Source organism: Nocardioides asiaticus, from assembly GCF_040049175.1.
Lineage (GTDB): Bacteria > Actinomycetota > Actinomycetes > Propionibacteriales > Nocardioidaceae > Nocardioides > Nocardioides cheoyonin.
On record NZ_JBDZDM010000001.1, the window covers coordinates 771,174 to 784,757 of the forward strand.

At 72.5% G+C, this 13,584-nt stretch carries 17 protein-coding genes and 1 riboswitch; of the genes, 2 read left to right on the top strand and 15 right to left on the bottom strand.

The window, feature by feature from the left end:
* Nucleotides 1–44 precede the first annotated feature (44 nt).
* Both ABLE53_RS03735 and ABLE53_RS03740 read left to right on the top strand, forming a co-directional pair.
* Nucleotides 45–668, top strand: coding sequence for a hypothetical protein (locus tag ABLE53_RS03735; protein ID WP_348857296.1), 624 nt, complete (start codon nucleotides 45–47; stop codon nucleotides 666–668).
* A 120-nt stretch (nucleotides 669–788) separates the two neighbouring features.
* Nucleotides 789–1,598, top strand: coding sequence for an ATP-binding cassette domain-containing protein (locus ABLE53_RS03740; protein WP_348857297.1), 810 nt, complete (start codon nucleotides 789–791; stop codon nucleotides 1,596–1,598).
* A gap of 263 nt (nucleotides 1,599–1,861) precedes the next feature.
* Here the strand turns inward: ABLE53_RS03740 and prfB are convergent, their stop codons facing one another.
* From prfB to ABLE53_RS03815, 15 genes are all read right to left on the bottom strand, one after another.
* Entirely contained in the window at nucleotides 1,862–2,980 is a 1,119-nt protein-coding gene (gene prfB, locus ABLE53_RS03745; RefSeq protein ID WP_348857298.1) for a peptide chain release factor 2, read from the bottom strand.
* A 35-nt stretch (nucleotides 2,981–3,015) separates the two neighbouring features.
* Nucleotides 3,016–3,492, bottom strand: a complete 477-nt coding sequence (locus ABLE53_RS03750) for a pilus assembly protein TadG-related protein (protein WP_348857299.1) — start codon at nucleotides 3,490–3,492, stop codon at nucleotides 3,016–3,018.
* Entirely contained in the window at nucleotides 3,476–3,952 is a 477-nt protein-coding gene (locus ABLE53_RS03755) for a hypothetical protein (RefSeq protein WP_348857301.1), read from the bottom strand. The genes ABLE53_RS03750 and ABLE53_RS03755 overlap by 17 nt, the downstream gene beginning before the upstream one ends.
* Nucleotides 3,949–4,086 carry a hypothetical protein gene (locus ABLE53_RS03760; RefSeq protein WP_348857303.1) on the bottom strand — a complete coding sequence of 46 codons (138 nt, stop codon included), beginning with the start codon at nucleotides 4,084–4,086 and terminating at the stop codon, nucleotides 3,949–3,951. Before ABLE53_RS03760 ends, ABLE53_RS03755 begins: the two co-directional genes overlap by 4 nt.
* Complete coding sequence (locus tag ABLE53_RS03765; protein WP_348857304.1) at nucleotides 4,083–4,328, bottom strand: TadE/TadG family type IV pilus assembly protein; 246 nt, start codon at nucleotides 4,326–4,328, stop codon at nucleotides 4,083–4,085. Before ABLE53_RS03765 ends, ABLE53_RS03760 begins: the two co-directional genes overlap by 4 nt.
* On the bottom strand, nucleotides 4,328–4,525 hold the full coding sequence (locus ABLE53_RS03770; protein ID WP_348857305.1) for a hypothetical protein: 198 nt from the start codon (nucleotides 4,523–4,525) through the stop codon (nucleotides 4,328–4,330). Before ABLE53_RS03770 ends, ABLE53_RS03765 begins: the two co-directional genes overlap by 1 nt.
* Before the next feature lie 35 nt (nucleotides 4,526–4,560).
* Nucleotides 4,561–5,490, bottom strand: coding sequence for a type II secretion system F family protein (locus tag ABLE53_RS03775; RefSeq protein ID WP_348857306.1), 930 nt, complete (start codon nucleotides 5,488–5,490; stop codon nucleotides 4,561–4,563).
* A complete protein-coding gene (locus tag ABLE53_RS03780) occupies nucleotides 5,487–6,371 on the bottom strand; it encodes a type II secretion system F family protein (protein ID WP_348857307.1) in 885 nt (294 codons plus the stop codon). The genes ABLE53_RS03775 and ABLE53_RS03780 overlap by 4 nt, the downstream gene beginning before the upstream one ends.
* Nucleotide 6,372: 1 nt before the next feature.
* Nucleotides 6,373–7,620, bottom strand: a complete 1,248-nt coding sequence (locus ABLE53_RS03785) for a TadA family conjugal transfer-associated ATPase (protein ID WP_348857308.1) — start codon at nucleotides 7,618–7,620, stop codon at nucleotides 6,373–6,375.
* Between the two features lie 155 nt (nucleotides 7,621–7,775).
* On the bottom strand, nucleotides 7,776–9,032 hold the full coding sequence (locus ABLE53_RS03790) for an MFS transporter (protein ID WP_348857309.1): 1,257 nt from the start codon (nucleotides 9,030–9,032) through the stop codon (nucleotides 7,776–7,778).
* A 104-nt stretch (nucleotides 9,033–9,136) separates the two neighbouring features.
* Nucleotides 9,137–9,778, bottom strand: coding sequence for a C40 family peptidase (locus ABLE53_RS03795; protein WP_348857310.1), 642 nt, complete (start codon nucleotides 9,776–9,778; stop codon nucleotides 9,137–9,139).
* A 4-nt stretch (nucleotides 9,779–9,782) separates the two neighbouring features.
* Nucleotides 9,783–9,946, bottom strand: a riboswitch (cyclic di-AMP (ydaO/yuaA leader).
* Between the two features lie 231 nt (nucleotides 9,947–10,177).
* Entirely contained in the window at nucleotides 10,178–10,960 is a 783-nt protein-coding gene (locus tag ABLE53_RS03800) for an HAD-IIA family hydrolase (protein ID WP_348857312.1), read from the bottom strand.
* A 28-nt stretch (nucleotides 10,961–10,988) separates the two neighbouring features.
* Nucleotides 10,989–11,864, bottom strand: a complete 876-nt coding sequence (ligD, locus tag ABLE53_RS03805; RefSeq protein ID WP_348857313.1) for a non-homologous end-joining DNA ligase — start codon at nucleotides 11,862–11,864, stop codon at nucleotides 10,989–10,991.
* Nucleotides 11,865–11,877: 13 nt separating this feature from the next.
* On the bottom strand, nucleotides 11,878–12,609 hold the full coding sequence (locus tag ABLE53_RS03810; protein WP_348857314.1) for a L,D-transpeptidase family protein: 732 nt from the start codon (nucleotides 12,607–12,609) through the stop codon (nucleotides 11,878–11,880).
* Nucleotides 12,606–13,547: an ATP-dependent DNA ligase gene (locus tag ABLE53_RS03815; RefSeq protein ID WP_348857315.1), complete on the bottom strand. Its 942-nt coding sequence runs from the start codon at nucleotides 13,545–13,547 to the stop codon at nucleotides 12,606–12,608. Before ABLE53_RS03815 ends, ABLE53_RS03810 begins: the two co-directional genes overlap by 4 nt.
* Nucleotides 13,548–13,584: the final 37 nt, after the last annotated feature.

The window sequence follows — 13,584 nt, forward strand, 5'->3', positions numbered from 1 at the left end:
CTCGATTGGGAGCCATGCCCCCATGGGCACGTACCCTCGTTCGCGTGTCAGCGAAGACCAAGACCCTGGTCGGCGCGGTGGCGGTCACCGCCATCGGCGTCGGGATCGGCGTCACGCTCCACTCCCCGAACGGCGGCGACGAGCCGGCGGCCACCTCGGAGTCGACCGCGTCGACCGAGTCCCTCTCCGACGTCGACACGACCACGTTGGTCGTACGCCGGGAGGCCTTCTGCGACCGGGTCGACAGCGCCGACGTGGAGGCGGCACTGGGCAGCAAGGCCACCAGGGCGTCGTCGTACGGCGACGGCGACTCGGCGGAGCTGACCGACTCGGTCAAGGACGTCGCGCAGGAGTACGGCTGCACCTGGTCCGGCGCCCGCGGCGCCCAGGCGCGGGCGTGGGTGTTCGCGCCGCCGGTCACCCGCGCGTGGGCGCGGCACATGGCACACACCGTCCCGAAGGGCTGCCGGCCCGAGCGGGATCTGCCCTACGGGAACCCGTCGGTCGCGTTCTCCTGCGGTGCCACGCGCTCGACGGTCTCGGTGCGCGGGCTGTTCGGCGACGCCTGGCTCAGCTGCGAGCTGACCGGCCGCAGGTCCGAGCCGTCCGCCACCGTCGCCTCCCGCGCGGGCAGCTGGTGCCTCGCGGTCGCGCGGGCCGCCGGCTGACCCCTGTCGTCGGCACCCCCGGCAAAATCTCCCGACGCGCCGGGCCGTTCGGCTTCCGTTCCCAGCTCCTTTTGTCTAGTATTCCAGTTGACTTAATCGCAAGGTGCGCGGGGAGAGGGCATGGACGAGCTGCGCGGAGGTGCGACCCACCACCCGACGTACGACCCGGCCGAGAGCGTCGCACGGGTCCGCGACCTGTGCCGCAGCTTCACGCCGACCGGCGGCGTCCTCGCCGGTGTCGACCTCGACCTGAGGGCCGGCGAGATCGTCGGCCTGATGGGTCGCCGCGGCAGCGGCAAGAGCACGCTCCTCCGGGCGCTCGCCCGCGTCGACCAGGAGGTGGTCGGCAGCGGCACCCTGCGGCTCCCCGAGCAGATCGCCGTGCTGGGCGACGACCCGCGGCTGCTCGGCTGGCGGCGGGTGCTCGACAACGTGACCAGCCCGCTGGGGACGTACGACGCCCTCGTCCGCGGCCGCCGTGCGCTCGCCGAGGTCGGCCTCGCCGACCGCGAGCTGGCCTGGCCCGGCGACCTCGACCCCGGTGAGCAGCACCGGGTCGCGATCGCACGGATGCTCGCGGCCGACCCCGAGCTGGTTCTCGCGGACGAGCCGTTCCGCCAGCTCGACGCGCTCACGCAGCGCGGCCTGCACCGGCTGCTGCGGACCGTCTGCGAGAACCACCGGACCGCCGTCCTCGTCGTCACCAACGACGTCCACGAGGCGATCACGCTCGCCGACCGCGTCGTCACGCTGCGCGACGGCCGGATCCACTGCGACCTGACGGTCCGGTCGGGGCCGGGGCGACAGGCGCCGGTCGCCGAGGCGTACGCCGCCCTGCGGTCCCACCTGCTCGCCGAGCTCGGCCTCGGCACCGGACTGACCGCGCCCGAGCCGAGCGCGCCACCCACTCAGCGGAGGGAGACCGCCTGAGGAGTCACAGACCGCCGGCGCCGTACGCCTCCCCCACACCCGCGGGAGTGCTTGCCACCGACGTCGGCCCGCCGTCCGCGCTGGGTCAGAGCAGCGCGGCCGGCCCGCCGCCCCGCTGGGTCAGAGCAGCGCAGGAGCGGCCACGAAAGCAGGGCGGCGGCCCTTAGGGATGGGGGCCGCCGCCCTGCGATCATTCCGGGCCGCTGCGGGACGTCATACGGACGGGGACCGTCCACCGCCAGAGGCGTATGACGTCCTGCGAGTCAGTTCTGGTCGGCCTTCTCGGCGCCGCGCCGCCAGCGGATGCCGGCCTCGAGGAAGCCGTCGATCTCGCCGTCGAAGACCGCCTGCGGGTTGCCGGTCTCGTAGCCGGTGCGGAGGTCCTTGACGATCTGGTACGGGTTGAGCACGTAGTTGCGCATCTGGTCGCCCCAGCTCGCGGCGACGTCGCCCTTGAGCTCGCGCAGGTGGGCCTCCTCCTCGGCCTTCTTCATGGCGAGGAGCTTGGCCTTGAGGACGATCATCGCGGCGGCCTTGTTCTGCAGCTGGGACTTCTCGTTCTGGCAGCTGACGACCACGCCGGTCGGGATGTGGGTCAGGCGCACCGCGGAGTCGGTGGTGTTGACGCTCTGGCCGCCGGGGCCGGACGAGCGGTAGACGTCGACCTTGATCTCCTCCTCGGGGACCTCGATCTCGTCGGTCTGCTCCAGCACCGGGACCACCTCGACCGCGGCGAACGAGGTCTGCCGGCGGCCCTGGTTGTCGAACGGGCTGATCCGGACCAGCCGGTGGGTGCCGGCCTCGACGGAGAGCGTGCCGTAGGCGTAGGGGGCGTGGACCGCGAACGTGGCGCTCTTGAGGCCGGCCTCCTCGGCGTAGGAGGTGTCGAAGACCTCGACGGGGTACTTGTTGCGCTCGGCCCAGCGGACGTACATCCGCATCAGCATCTCGGCGAAGTCGGCCGCGTCGACGCCGCCGGCCCCGGCGCGGATCGTGACGAGCGCCTCGCGGGCATCGTACTCGCCGGAGAGCAGGGTGCGGACCTCGAGCGCCTCGACCGACTTCTTGAGCCGGCCGAGCTCGGACTCCGCCTCGGCGAGGGACTCGGCGTCGCCCTCCTCCTGACCGAGCTCGACGAGGACGCCGAGGTCCTCGACGCGGCCGTCGAGCTGCTCGAAGCGCTCCAGCTCGCCCTGCAGCAGCGAGAGCCGGCCGGTCACCCGCTGGGCGTTGGCCTGGTCGTCCCACAGGTCGGGGGCCGAGACCTGCTGCTGGAGATCGGCGATCTCCGCCTTCATGGCGTCCAGGTCGAGCACCTGCTCGATGGTGTGCATCGTCGCCTGGAGCTGCTTGATCTCGGTGTCGAAGTCGGGGCCTGCCACGAGGATCAAGGGTACGTCACCGCGTGGCGCGGGCCTCATTCGTCGGGATCGATGGTCACGGCGGCCGAGCCCTCGGCACCGACGCGGGCGCTGCCGGGCGCGCCGGGGACGGTGAGCGGCAGGTCGAGCGGCGCGGAGAGGTGCACCGCGACCTGACGGGCGCCGCTGTCCACGGCGACCGAGACGGTGAGGCCGGGGTAGCGGCCGTAGGCGCCGACCTCCCGCAGGTAGCTGCGGACGGCGCGGCTCACCGACCCCGTGGTCAGCCGCAGCCGCTGGCCGGTCACGCCGCCGGCGTACACCTGGGTGCCCTCGGCACCGAGATCCGCGCCGCGCAGGGCGGCGCCGTCGGCGAGGGTGTCGAGGCTCTGCCGCCGCAGGTACGCCGCGCTGGCGTCCACGACGACCGCCACCAGGATCAGCAGAACGGCCATGAAGCCGATGACCAGAGGCAGCGACGAGCCGCGGTCGCCGCGGCACCCGCGGCGCCCGGGGTCAGCGGCGGGCCGCATCGCGGATCTCCTGGTACTGCCCCACGGGGACGGTGTGGGAGGCGTCGAGGTGGAAGCTCGGCGCCCCGCCGCCGAGGATGGCCGGGAGCAGCGGCAGCGTGACGCGACCGGTGACGGTGACCGTGACGACCGAGGTGCCGCTGTGGCAGGCGTGGGGGTACGGCGAGCAGCGGACCCTCACCGCGAGGCCACTGACGTCGGCGCCCTGGTCGCGCACCGCCTGGCTGGCCGCGTCGCGGGCACGCACCGCGCCCTCGGCGTCGGTGTCGGCCAGCACGTAGGCGCGGCCGGCCGCGCGAGCCGCGCCGCTGGTCGCGAACGCCGCGCGCTGGACCTGGAAGACCGACAGCACGATCCAGACCAGCGGGACGAGGAGGATGATGCCGATCCAGGTCATCTCGATCAGCCCGCTCCCCCGCTCCCCGCGGGCGGCGCGGAGACGATCCACCGGGAGCCTCATCGCTGCTCCTGGACCGCGTGGCCGCTGACCGTGAACGACACCGCCGGCCCGCCGAGCCCGAGCGCCGGGACCTTGGCCGTGATGCTCACCGCGACGGCCGGCGCCCCGTCGACGCTGCTCGGGTGTGCGGTCACGCCGACGGCGTACCTCCCGGAGAGCACGCCCGTGATCTGGGACCGCGCACGGGCGGCGCCGTCGGCCGGCCGGTGGCCGAGGGTCGCGGCGTACCTCGCGCCCTCGGCGGCCGCCGACGCGAGGTATTGCGGACGTAGAGCACCAGGGCCAGCTGCATCACCCCGAGCACGAGCGGCAGGAGCACGACCATGACCAGGACGAAGTCGACGACGGCAGCCCCGCGCTGCGTGCGTCGGGCCACTACTTCACCTGGTTGAGCGCCGACCGGAGCATGTCGGCGAGCTGGTCCTTGGCCACGCCGTAGAGCACCGCGCAGATGCCGGCGGTCATCACCGTCACCATCACCCAGCCCGGGACGTCACCGCGGTCATCACGCGGGCGGGCCAGCGCGGCCACCAGGGTCAGCTGGACCCGGATCAGCAGGAGGAGGGGGTTCATCGTGGGTCCTTCCGAGCGAGGAGCGGGACGGTGGGTCAGTTCGTGCTCAGGTGGAGCCCGATGACTCCCGGCCAGAGCGCGAAGAAGACGACGGTGGGCAGGACGAGGAAGACGATCGGCAGCATCATCAGGACCTCCTTGCGGGCCGCGACCTCGATCAGCTCGCGGCGCCCGGCCTCGCGTACGTCGGCGGCCTGGGCGTGGAGCACGTCGGCCAGCGGAGTGCCGCGCTCGACGGCGACGGCGACGCCGGCGGCGAACCGGGCCACGGCGGGTACGCCGGTGCGGGCCGCGAGGACGTCGAAGGCCTCCTGGACCGGAGAGCCGGTACGGATGTCGGCGAGCACGCGGGCCAGCTCGCGGCTGAGCTCGCCGGCGCTGCGGCGTACGACCCGGTCGAGGGCGGGCACCGGCCCCTCGCCGGCCGCGACCGCGAGCGAGAGCAGCTCCGCGACGGTCGGGAACTCCGCGAGCATCCGCCGCTCCCGCTGCCGCACCTGGGCGGTCAGCCGTGAGTCGCGGCAGATCACCCCGGCCGCGAACGCCACCAGGCAGAGCACGAGAGACGCGACCGGGCTGCCGCCGCCGCGGAGCTGGAGGAGCAGGGCGTACGCCGCCGTCAGTCCGAATCCGGCCAGGCCCCAGAGCACCTGCTCCACGCGGAACTCGTGGACGGTCGTCGCCAGTCCCGCACGGTCGAGACGGCGCTGGATCGAGGCGGCGCCGCCGAGCACCCGCTCGACGCCGTCCGCCGCGGACCGCAGGAACGGCCCGAAGACGCCGGCCACCGCACCCGTCGGCGCCTCGCGCGGCGAGCGCCGATCGGCCTGCGGCAGGTCGCGGAGGTAGGGCAGCACGCGGACCGCGAGCTGGGGCCGCCGGATCGCGCGCACCCGGGCCACGACGAGCAGCAGCCCCGCACCTGCGGCGCCGCCGAGGACCATGCCCCACAGCAGCGGGCTCATCGGACCGCCCCCGCCTGCTCGTCGACCGAGCGGAGGATCCGGCGCTCCGTCGGCAGCCGGCCGATCCGCATCATCACGCGGTAGGCGACGACGCAGACCACGGCTCCGGCACCGATGACCACGGCCCCGGCGGGCGAGGCGTAGCGGTGGATGACCGCCGGCTGGAAGCACAGGAACGCGAGCACGATCCACGGCGCCGCGACCGCGAGCCGGGCGCCGTTGACCGCCCAGGCCTGCCGGGACTCGAGCTCGGAGCGGGTCCGCAGCTCCTCGCGGAGGTAGGCCGAGAGGTTCCTCAGCAGCCGCCCGAGCTCCCCGCCGCCGACCTCGCGGGCGACCCGGAGGCCCTCGACCACCCGGTCGCCGACCGGGTCGGCGAGGTGCTCCTTGAGCCGGTCCAGCGACTCGCCGAACCGGCCCGACAGCTGGTAGTCGGCGCCGAACCGCTCGAAGGCCGGCCGCAGCGGCTCCGGGCCGCGGACGGCGAGGCCGGCGACCGCCTCGGGCAGCCCCATGCCGGCGCGGACCGCCGAGGCCAGGTTGTCCACCGCCTCCGGCCACACCTCGGCGAGGTCACGCTGCCGCCTGCGCGCCCGGCTACGCAGGATCACCACCGGAGCCCACCCCGCCGCGACGGCCGCGACCACGGCGATCGGCGGCGTACGGGTGGCGATCTCGACGACCACCGCCGCCGCGCCCGCGCAGACGACGCACAGCGCGAGGAAGCTGGTCGGGGAGACCTGACCGATGCCGGCCGCGGCGAGCAGCCGGTCGACCCGGCCGGACTCCGGCGCGGCGTGTGTCGGCACCCGCGGCACCGCGAACGCCGACCAGATCAGGAGCAGGCCGAGGCCCGTCCCGAGCCCGAGAAGCGCACCCATCTCACGCCTCCGCCAGCAGCCGCTGCAGGTCGAGCCCGAGCCGCGCGTAGCGCTCGGGCCGCGGAGGCATCCCGACGCCGCGGCGCAGCTCGCCGCCGGCCCGGGCGAAGATCGTCGCTGTCTCGATGACGTCCGCCTCGATGCGCCCGGGGACGGCGACCAGCTCCTCCACCCGGCGTACGCCGCGCTCGTCGATCCCGAGGTGGACGACGAGGTCGACGCTGCTCGCGACCGTGGGCACCACGAAGCGGGCGCTGATGTTTTCCCCCGCAAGCAGCGGCAGCGTGCACAGCTTCACCAGCGCCTCGCGGGCGCTGTTGGCGTGGAGGGTCGCGAGCCCCGGCAAGCCGGCGTTGAGCGCGAGCAGGAGGTCGAGCGCCTCCTCCGCCCGGACCTCGCCGACGATGATCCGCGACGGCCTCATCCGCAGGCTCTCCTTGACGAGGTCGCGCAGCCGGATCTCGCCGGTCCCCTCGAGCCCGGCCTGGCGGGTTTGGAGCGGCACCCAGTCGGGGTGCGGGAACCGGAGCTCGAAGACCTCCTCGCAGGACACCACCCGGTCGCCGCCCGGGATCGCGCTCGCCAGGCAGTTCAGCATGGTCGTCTTGCCTGCCTGGGTCGCTCCGGAGACCAGGACGTTGAGCCCCGCCCTGATGCTCGCCTCGAGGAACGTCGCGGCCTGGGGCGTGAGGCTGCCGAGCTCGACGAGGTCGCCGAGCCGCGCCGCGCGCAGCGAGAACTTCCGGATGTTGACCGCGCTGAAGCCGCGGGAGATGCCCTCCAGCACCACGTGGAGGCGGTGCCCGTCGGGGAGCATCGCGTCGACGAACGGCGTCGTGCGGTCGAGGCGGCGGCCGCTCGCCTTGAGCATCCGCTCGACCAGCTCCTCGACCTGGGCCGAGGTCAGGACGAGGTTGGTCAGCTCGTGACGGCCGTTGCGGGCGACGAAGACGCGGCTCGGGTCGTTGATCCAGATCTCCTCGACCGCGGGATCGTCCAGGAACTGCTGCAGCACTCCGAACCCGGCGATCCGGGCGACCAGCTCACCGATCATCGCCTCCGGATCGGGAAGCGCGGCGACCGCGCCGGTGAGGCTGCGCTCGTCATGCGCACGGACGACCGACTCCGCGATGCGGCGTACGACGGGCGCGTCGCGTTGCGGGTCGACCCCCTCAGCGCGCACCCGCTCGCGCACGTGCTGGTCCAGCTGGTCGACCACCCGACCCTGCGCCGCGGCCATCATCGCCATGTGTGTTCCGTTCCCGATCCTCCGACGTCTGGTCGACGTCGTGCCCAGGAATGTAAATGTCGAAACACGCCGCGTCGACGGCCCGCGTCAGGGCCTGTGGACAACCACGGCTACGCCAGCGGCGGCCCCCGGCGCGGACGGACCTACGGCGCCCGCTACGCGGTGACCTGGGCCTCGGTCGGCCGGTGGCCGAACTCGACGCCCTTCGCCTCCTTGCCGACCAGGACCACGCCGGCGACGACGATCAGCACCGGGATGATCGTGACCGCCAGCGCGAAGGGATAGGAGTGCGAGTCGGCGAGGTGCTCCTGGATCGGCAGGTTGAGCGCGGCGAGCAGGTTACCGAGCTGGTAGGTCACGCCCGGGTAGAAGCCGCGGATGGCATCCGGCGACATCTCGGTGAGATGGGCGGGGATGGCGCCCCAGGCACCCTGCACGCAGACCTGCATGAGGAAGGAGCCGAGGCAGAGCCAGCCGGCGGTGTCGGAGTACGCGAAGAGAGGTACGACGGGCAGGCCCAGCACCGCGCAGAACGCGATCGTGTAGCGGCGACCGAAGCGCTGCGAGAGCGTGCCGAAGATCAGCCCGCCGATGATCGCGCCGCAGTTGTAGATGATCGCGATCACCAGCGCCGTGGTCTCCGAGAGCGCGGCCCCGCCGTGGTCGGTGGCCTTGAGGAACGTCGGGTAGACGTCCTGGGTCCCGTGGCTCATCCAGTTGAACGCCGTCATCAGGATGATCAGGTAGACGAACCGGCGCAGCACCGCACCGTTGAGGAAGACGTCGCGGAAGCCGGTCCGGGTGACCTCGAGCGTCTCCCTGCTCTTCTCCCACACCGCCGACTCCTCGACCCGGCTGCGGATGATCAGACTGATCAGCGCCGGCAGGATCGAGAACGCGAACAGCCATCGCCACGACAGGTCGAGCGCGTCGCCGATGAGGAGGTACGCCGCCGCGGCCAGCAGGTAGCCGAACGAGTAGCCCTCCTGCAGCAGCCCCGAGAAGAACCCGCGCCGCTCCGCCGGGATCTTCTCCATCGCCAGCGCCGCCCCGAGGCCCCACTCGCCGCCCATGCCGATCCCGTAGAGGAACCGCAGCACGATGAGGACGGTCAGGTTCGGCGCGAACGCGCACACGAAGCCGACGACCGAGTAGAGGCAGACGTCGACGATCAGAGGGATCCGGCGGCCGATGCGGTCCGCCCACAGCCCGAAGACGAACGCCCCGACCGGTCGCATCAGGAGGGTCGCGGTCGTCAGGAACGCGACCTTCTCCTTGGAGACGTCGAAGTCGTCGGCGATGTCGGCGTACACCAGGACGACGATGAAGTAGTCGAACGCGTCCATCGTCCAGCCGAGGAGGGCTGCGATGAAGGCGTTGCGCTGGTCCGAGCTCAGCGGGGTGTGGGCCACGACACCCTCTTTACCCAACGGATCCCTCTGGATGCATGGGTCCGGGCGGCGTGGCGCCCGTTTCTATCGTGGATCCGGGCGCCACGCCCCTGGGTGACTGTGGATCAGCGGGTGCGGAGCGTCCCCGCGAACCAGTTGTCGGTCCAGATGGCTTCCGTGCGCACCGTCGCACCCGTGTGCGGCGCGTGCAGGATCACGCCCGAGCCGTCGCCCCAGCCGAGCCAGAAGCCGACGTGGTAGACGCCGGCGCCGTCGTCGAAGAAGACGAGGTCGCCGCGGCGCAGCTGGTCGCGCGGAATCGTGCGGAAGTACGCCGACTGCTCGGCCGCCGTGCGCGGGATCGGGATCCCCGCTGCGGCGTACGCGTACGACGTCAGGCCGCTGCAGTCGAAGGAGTCGGGACCGGTGGCGCCCCAGACGTACGGGTCCCCGACGTGCTGGAAGGCGACGTCGAGCGCCTTCCGGATCTGGGCCTCACGGCTGGCCGCGAGCCGCGCCTCGCGGCGGCGCTCAGCGGCCTCGCGGCGCCTCTCTGCGGCCGCGCGCTCGAGGCGCTGCTCCTTGGCCCAGGTGAGGTGGAGAGTGGGACCGGGAACGATGACGGCGGGCGTGGCCTGGTCGACGGTGGTCATCGGGGCTGCCTGCGCGCCGGCCGGCGCGACCATGAGGATGCCGGCGGTGGCGAGTCCTGCGAGGCCGACCCGGGTGAGGGTGTGCAGGGCAGGACGGGATGTGGACTTGGGCATGCGTAGGAGTTCCTTCCCACGCCTGCGAGGTGAGCTGTCGGGTTCGGGCGAGAAGGTGCCCGGCCCGCCGATCCGAGTCTCGGCTGGGCTTCACCCCGAGCGGCCTCCCGATGCGGCCGCGAGATTTGGGTCCCCCGCTCCTGTCCCGTAGTGCTGCTGGTCGTGCTGGGTCGGTGGGACCGGTCGCCCGGCGGGACAGGACTCGGCGTGACCCGGGGACCGGCGTTGCAGTTGCAAACAGCAACGGACCGTAGGCAGGGAATCCGGCGGGAAACCAATCCGCCTAGCACAAATCCGTTGTTCGCGGCACCGATTCCCGCGTAAATGGCGTGTTACGTGTGAGTGAACTCACTTGACGACATGTCAAGGAACCGGCCCTGAATCGGCAGCCGCGGCGCCTCAGCCGACCATCTCGACGAGGTCCTTGACCGAGTCCACGACCTTCGTCGGACGGTACGGGAACCGCTCGACCATGTCGGGCCGGGTGGAGCCGGTGAGCACCAGGAAGGTCCGGAGCCCGGCCTCGAGACCGCTGACGATGTCGGTGTCCATCCGGTCGCCGATCATCGCGGTGGTCTCGGAGTGGCCCTCGATCCGGTTGAGCGCGCTGCGCATCATCAGCGGGTTCGGCTTCCCGACGTAGTACGGCTCGTGGCCGGTCGCCGTCGAGATGAGCGCGGCCACCGAGCCGGTCGCCGGCAGCGTCCCGCTCGGCGAGGGCCCGCTCGGGTCGGGGTTGGTGGCGATGAACCGCGCACCCGCCTCGATCAGCCGGATCGCGCGCGTGATCGCCTCGAACGAGTAGGTCCGGGTCTCCCCCAGCACCACGTAGTCCGGGCTCCGGTCGGTCATCACGTAGCCGATGTCGTGCAGCGCTGTCGTGAGGCCCGCCTCCCCGACGACGTACGCCGAACCGCCGGGCCGCTGGTCGCTCAGGAACTGCGCCGTCGCGAGCGCCGAGGTCCAGATCGACTCCTCGGGTACGTCGATGCCGCTGCCGAGCAGCCGCGCCCGCAGGTCGCGCGGGGTGAAGATCGAGTTGTTGGTCAGCACCAGGAACCGTCGCCCCGAGGTCTTGAGCGCCTCGACGAAGTCGGTCGCGCCCGGGATCGGCACCTCCTCGTGCACGAGGACGCCGTCCATGTCGGTCAGCCAGGTCTCGATGGGGCGCTGGGACGTCATGCGCACATCCTGTCGTACGCCGAAGGGGTCAGTCCCGCACCAGCACCTGCTCCAGGGTGAGCTGCTCCAGCCCGAGCGGGTCGTCGGCACCCTCCTCGACCTCGTCCCAGCCGACCGGCGAGGCGACGGTGGGCCGCTCCTTGCCGCGCAGCGAGTACGGGCAGATCGTCGTCTTCGAGCCGGAGTTCTGCGACCAGTCCAGGAACACCCTCCCGCTCCGCCTGCTCTTCGTCATGGAGGCGGTGACCATCCGCGGCTGCTCCGTCTGGAGCTCCTCGGCGACCTCCTTCGCGAGCGCGGTCGCCTCGTCGCTGGGCAGCGCCTCGGAGAGGCCGGCGTACAGGTGGAGGCCCTTGCTCCCGCTGGTGACCGGGAAGGCGTCGAGGCCGCGGCCGGCGAGCCGGTCGCGCACCAGCAGCGCCACCTGGCAGCACTCGTGCAGCCCGGCCGGCTCCCCCGGGTCGAGGTCGATGACGATCCGGTCCGCACCCTGCGGCGTACCGTCGGCGTCGACCGTCCACTGGTGCACGTGGAGCTCGAGCGCGGCGAGGTTGACCAGCCAGGTGAGCGTCGCGAGGTCGTCGACGACCGGGAAGGTGAGCGTGCCGGCGCGCTTGTCGGCGGTCCTCGAGCCGGTGGTGGGCACGGTGACGGTGCGGACCCAGCTCGGCGTACCGGCCGGGGCGTTCTTCTCGAAGAACGACTGGCCCTCGACGCCGTGAGGCCAGCGGATCCGCGTCACCGCGCGGTCGTGCAGGTGCGGCAGGATCCGCGGCGCGACCTGGGCGTAGTAGTTGAGCACCTCGCCCTTCGTCGTGCCGGTGCGCGGGTAGAGCACCTTGTCGAGGTTGCTGAGCGTGAGGGTGCGGCCCTCGACGTCGACCCGGACCTCGCCCCCTGCCATCCAACCCTGCCGTTCAGCGCCCGATCGCGATGACGGGGTGGTACGACGGCGCGAGGCGCCGCACCACCTTCTTGATGAACCAGCGCGGCGCGCTCACGCAGCCGGCGGTCGCGCCGCTGCCGTTGACGTGCAGGAAGATGCCGGCGCCGCGGTGGCGCACCTGCTGACGGTTGAAGCTCGTGACGATCGCCCACTCGTACTGCGTCGGATAGTCGGTGAGCCTCTCCGAGCCGTTCTCCGCGCTCTCCGGCAGCCGCCAGTGGAAGCCGCCCTGGCGCCGGTTCCGGTAGCGGTTGTAGTACGCCGAGGTGTTGTCCTCGACCCAGAAGTCGCCCTTGCGGATCCTGCGGTAGGCGAGGTTCCAGCCGGCGCGATGCGGATGGGTGCCGAAGGACGAGATCAGCCCGAAGGTGCCGAGCGGGGTCGTGCCTGTGCCCTGCCTGCGCTTCCAGGAGCGGACGAGGCCGCCGTACCCGATCCGGCCGTCCTTCGCCCGCGCCACCCGCTCCCAGCGGCCGTGGCTCTTGCGCCACAGGACGACCCGGGCGTGGTAGCCCGCCGTACGGTTCACGGTGACGACCTGCCGGCCGCCGTCGGGCACCTTCACGCGCACGCCGCCGAGCGTGACGGTGGTCGCGGCCGCGGTCGCCTGCGGTGCCTCCATCGTGGAGAGCAGCAGGCCCGCGACGAGCGGGAGCACGGCGAGGGCGCCGGCCTTCGGCCGACGACGGGTCTGGGGGTTCACAGCAGGTCCTCCGGTCCGAGATCCGGTCGTACGGCGATGAACGCGGGCTGGCGCAGCCTGTCGTAGAGGTGGCGCCCGTGGGTCTCCACGTCGACCACGAGCCGGGGCTCGACCCAGAAGGTGCCGACGGCGTCCTCCTTGGGCACGCCGCCGAGGTGGTCGTCCGCGAACGGGTTGGCCGGCGCGGCGGTCAGGAGCGCGCGCAGCTGGAGACTCTCCTTGGCTCCGATCCCACTGCCCACGCGGCCACGGTAGACCAGACCGGTCGGGGTCGGCTGCCCCACGAGCAGCGCGGCGAGACGGTCGGCCGTCCCGGTCTGCGGTCGCCACCCGCCGACGACGTAACTCTCCCGGAACCGGTGCGCGAACTTCAGCCACTCCCGGCTGCGCTGCCCCGGGTGGTAGCGGGACGAGCGCCGCTTGGACACGATCCCCTCGAGCCCCTGCTCGTAGGTCACCCGGTGGATCATCGCCCCGTCGTCGTACGTCGCGGGGACCTGCCAGCTGCCGAGGTCGAGGCCCTCGAGCAGCGCCCGGCGATCCGTCCAGGGCAGGTCGAGCAGGCTGCGGCCGTCGAGCCGGAGCAGGTCGAAGACCATGTAGGTCGCCGGGCGGGCCTCCGCGAAGGCGCGGGCGCGCCGCGCGTCCCGGACGTGCATGCGCTCGCCGAGCACCCGGAAGTCGGGCAGCCCGGACTCGTTGAGCGCGATCACCTCGCCGTCGACGAGCATGTCGCGGCCCGACGGGCCGGCCGGGCCGGGGTCGGCGATCTCGGGCCAGGCGACCGTGGCGAGGTTCTCGTTCCTGGTCGTCAACCGCGCCGTCGTACTTCCGAACGGCACGTCGGCGAGGAGCCGGATGCCGTCCCACTTCACCTCGTGGACCCACTCGTCCCCGGTCGGCACGTGGGTACCGGTCGTGGCGAGCATCGGACGCATGCCCCCATCTTGGTGGCAATCGGGCCGACGGCCGGGG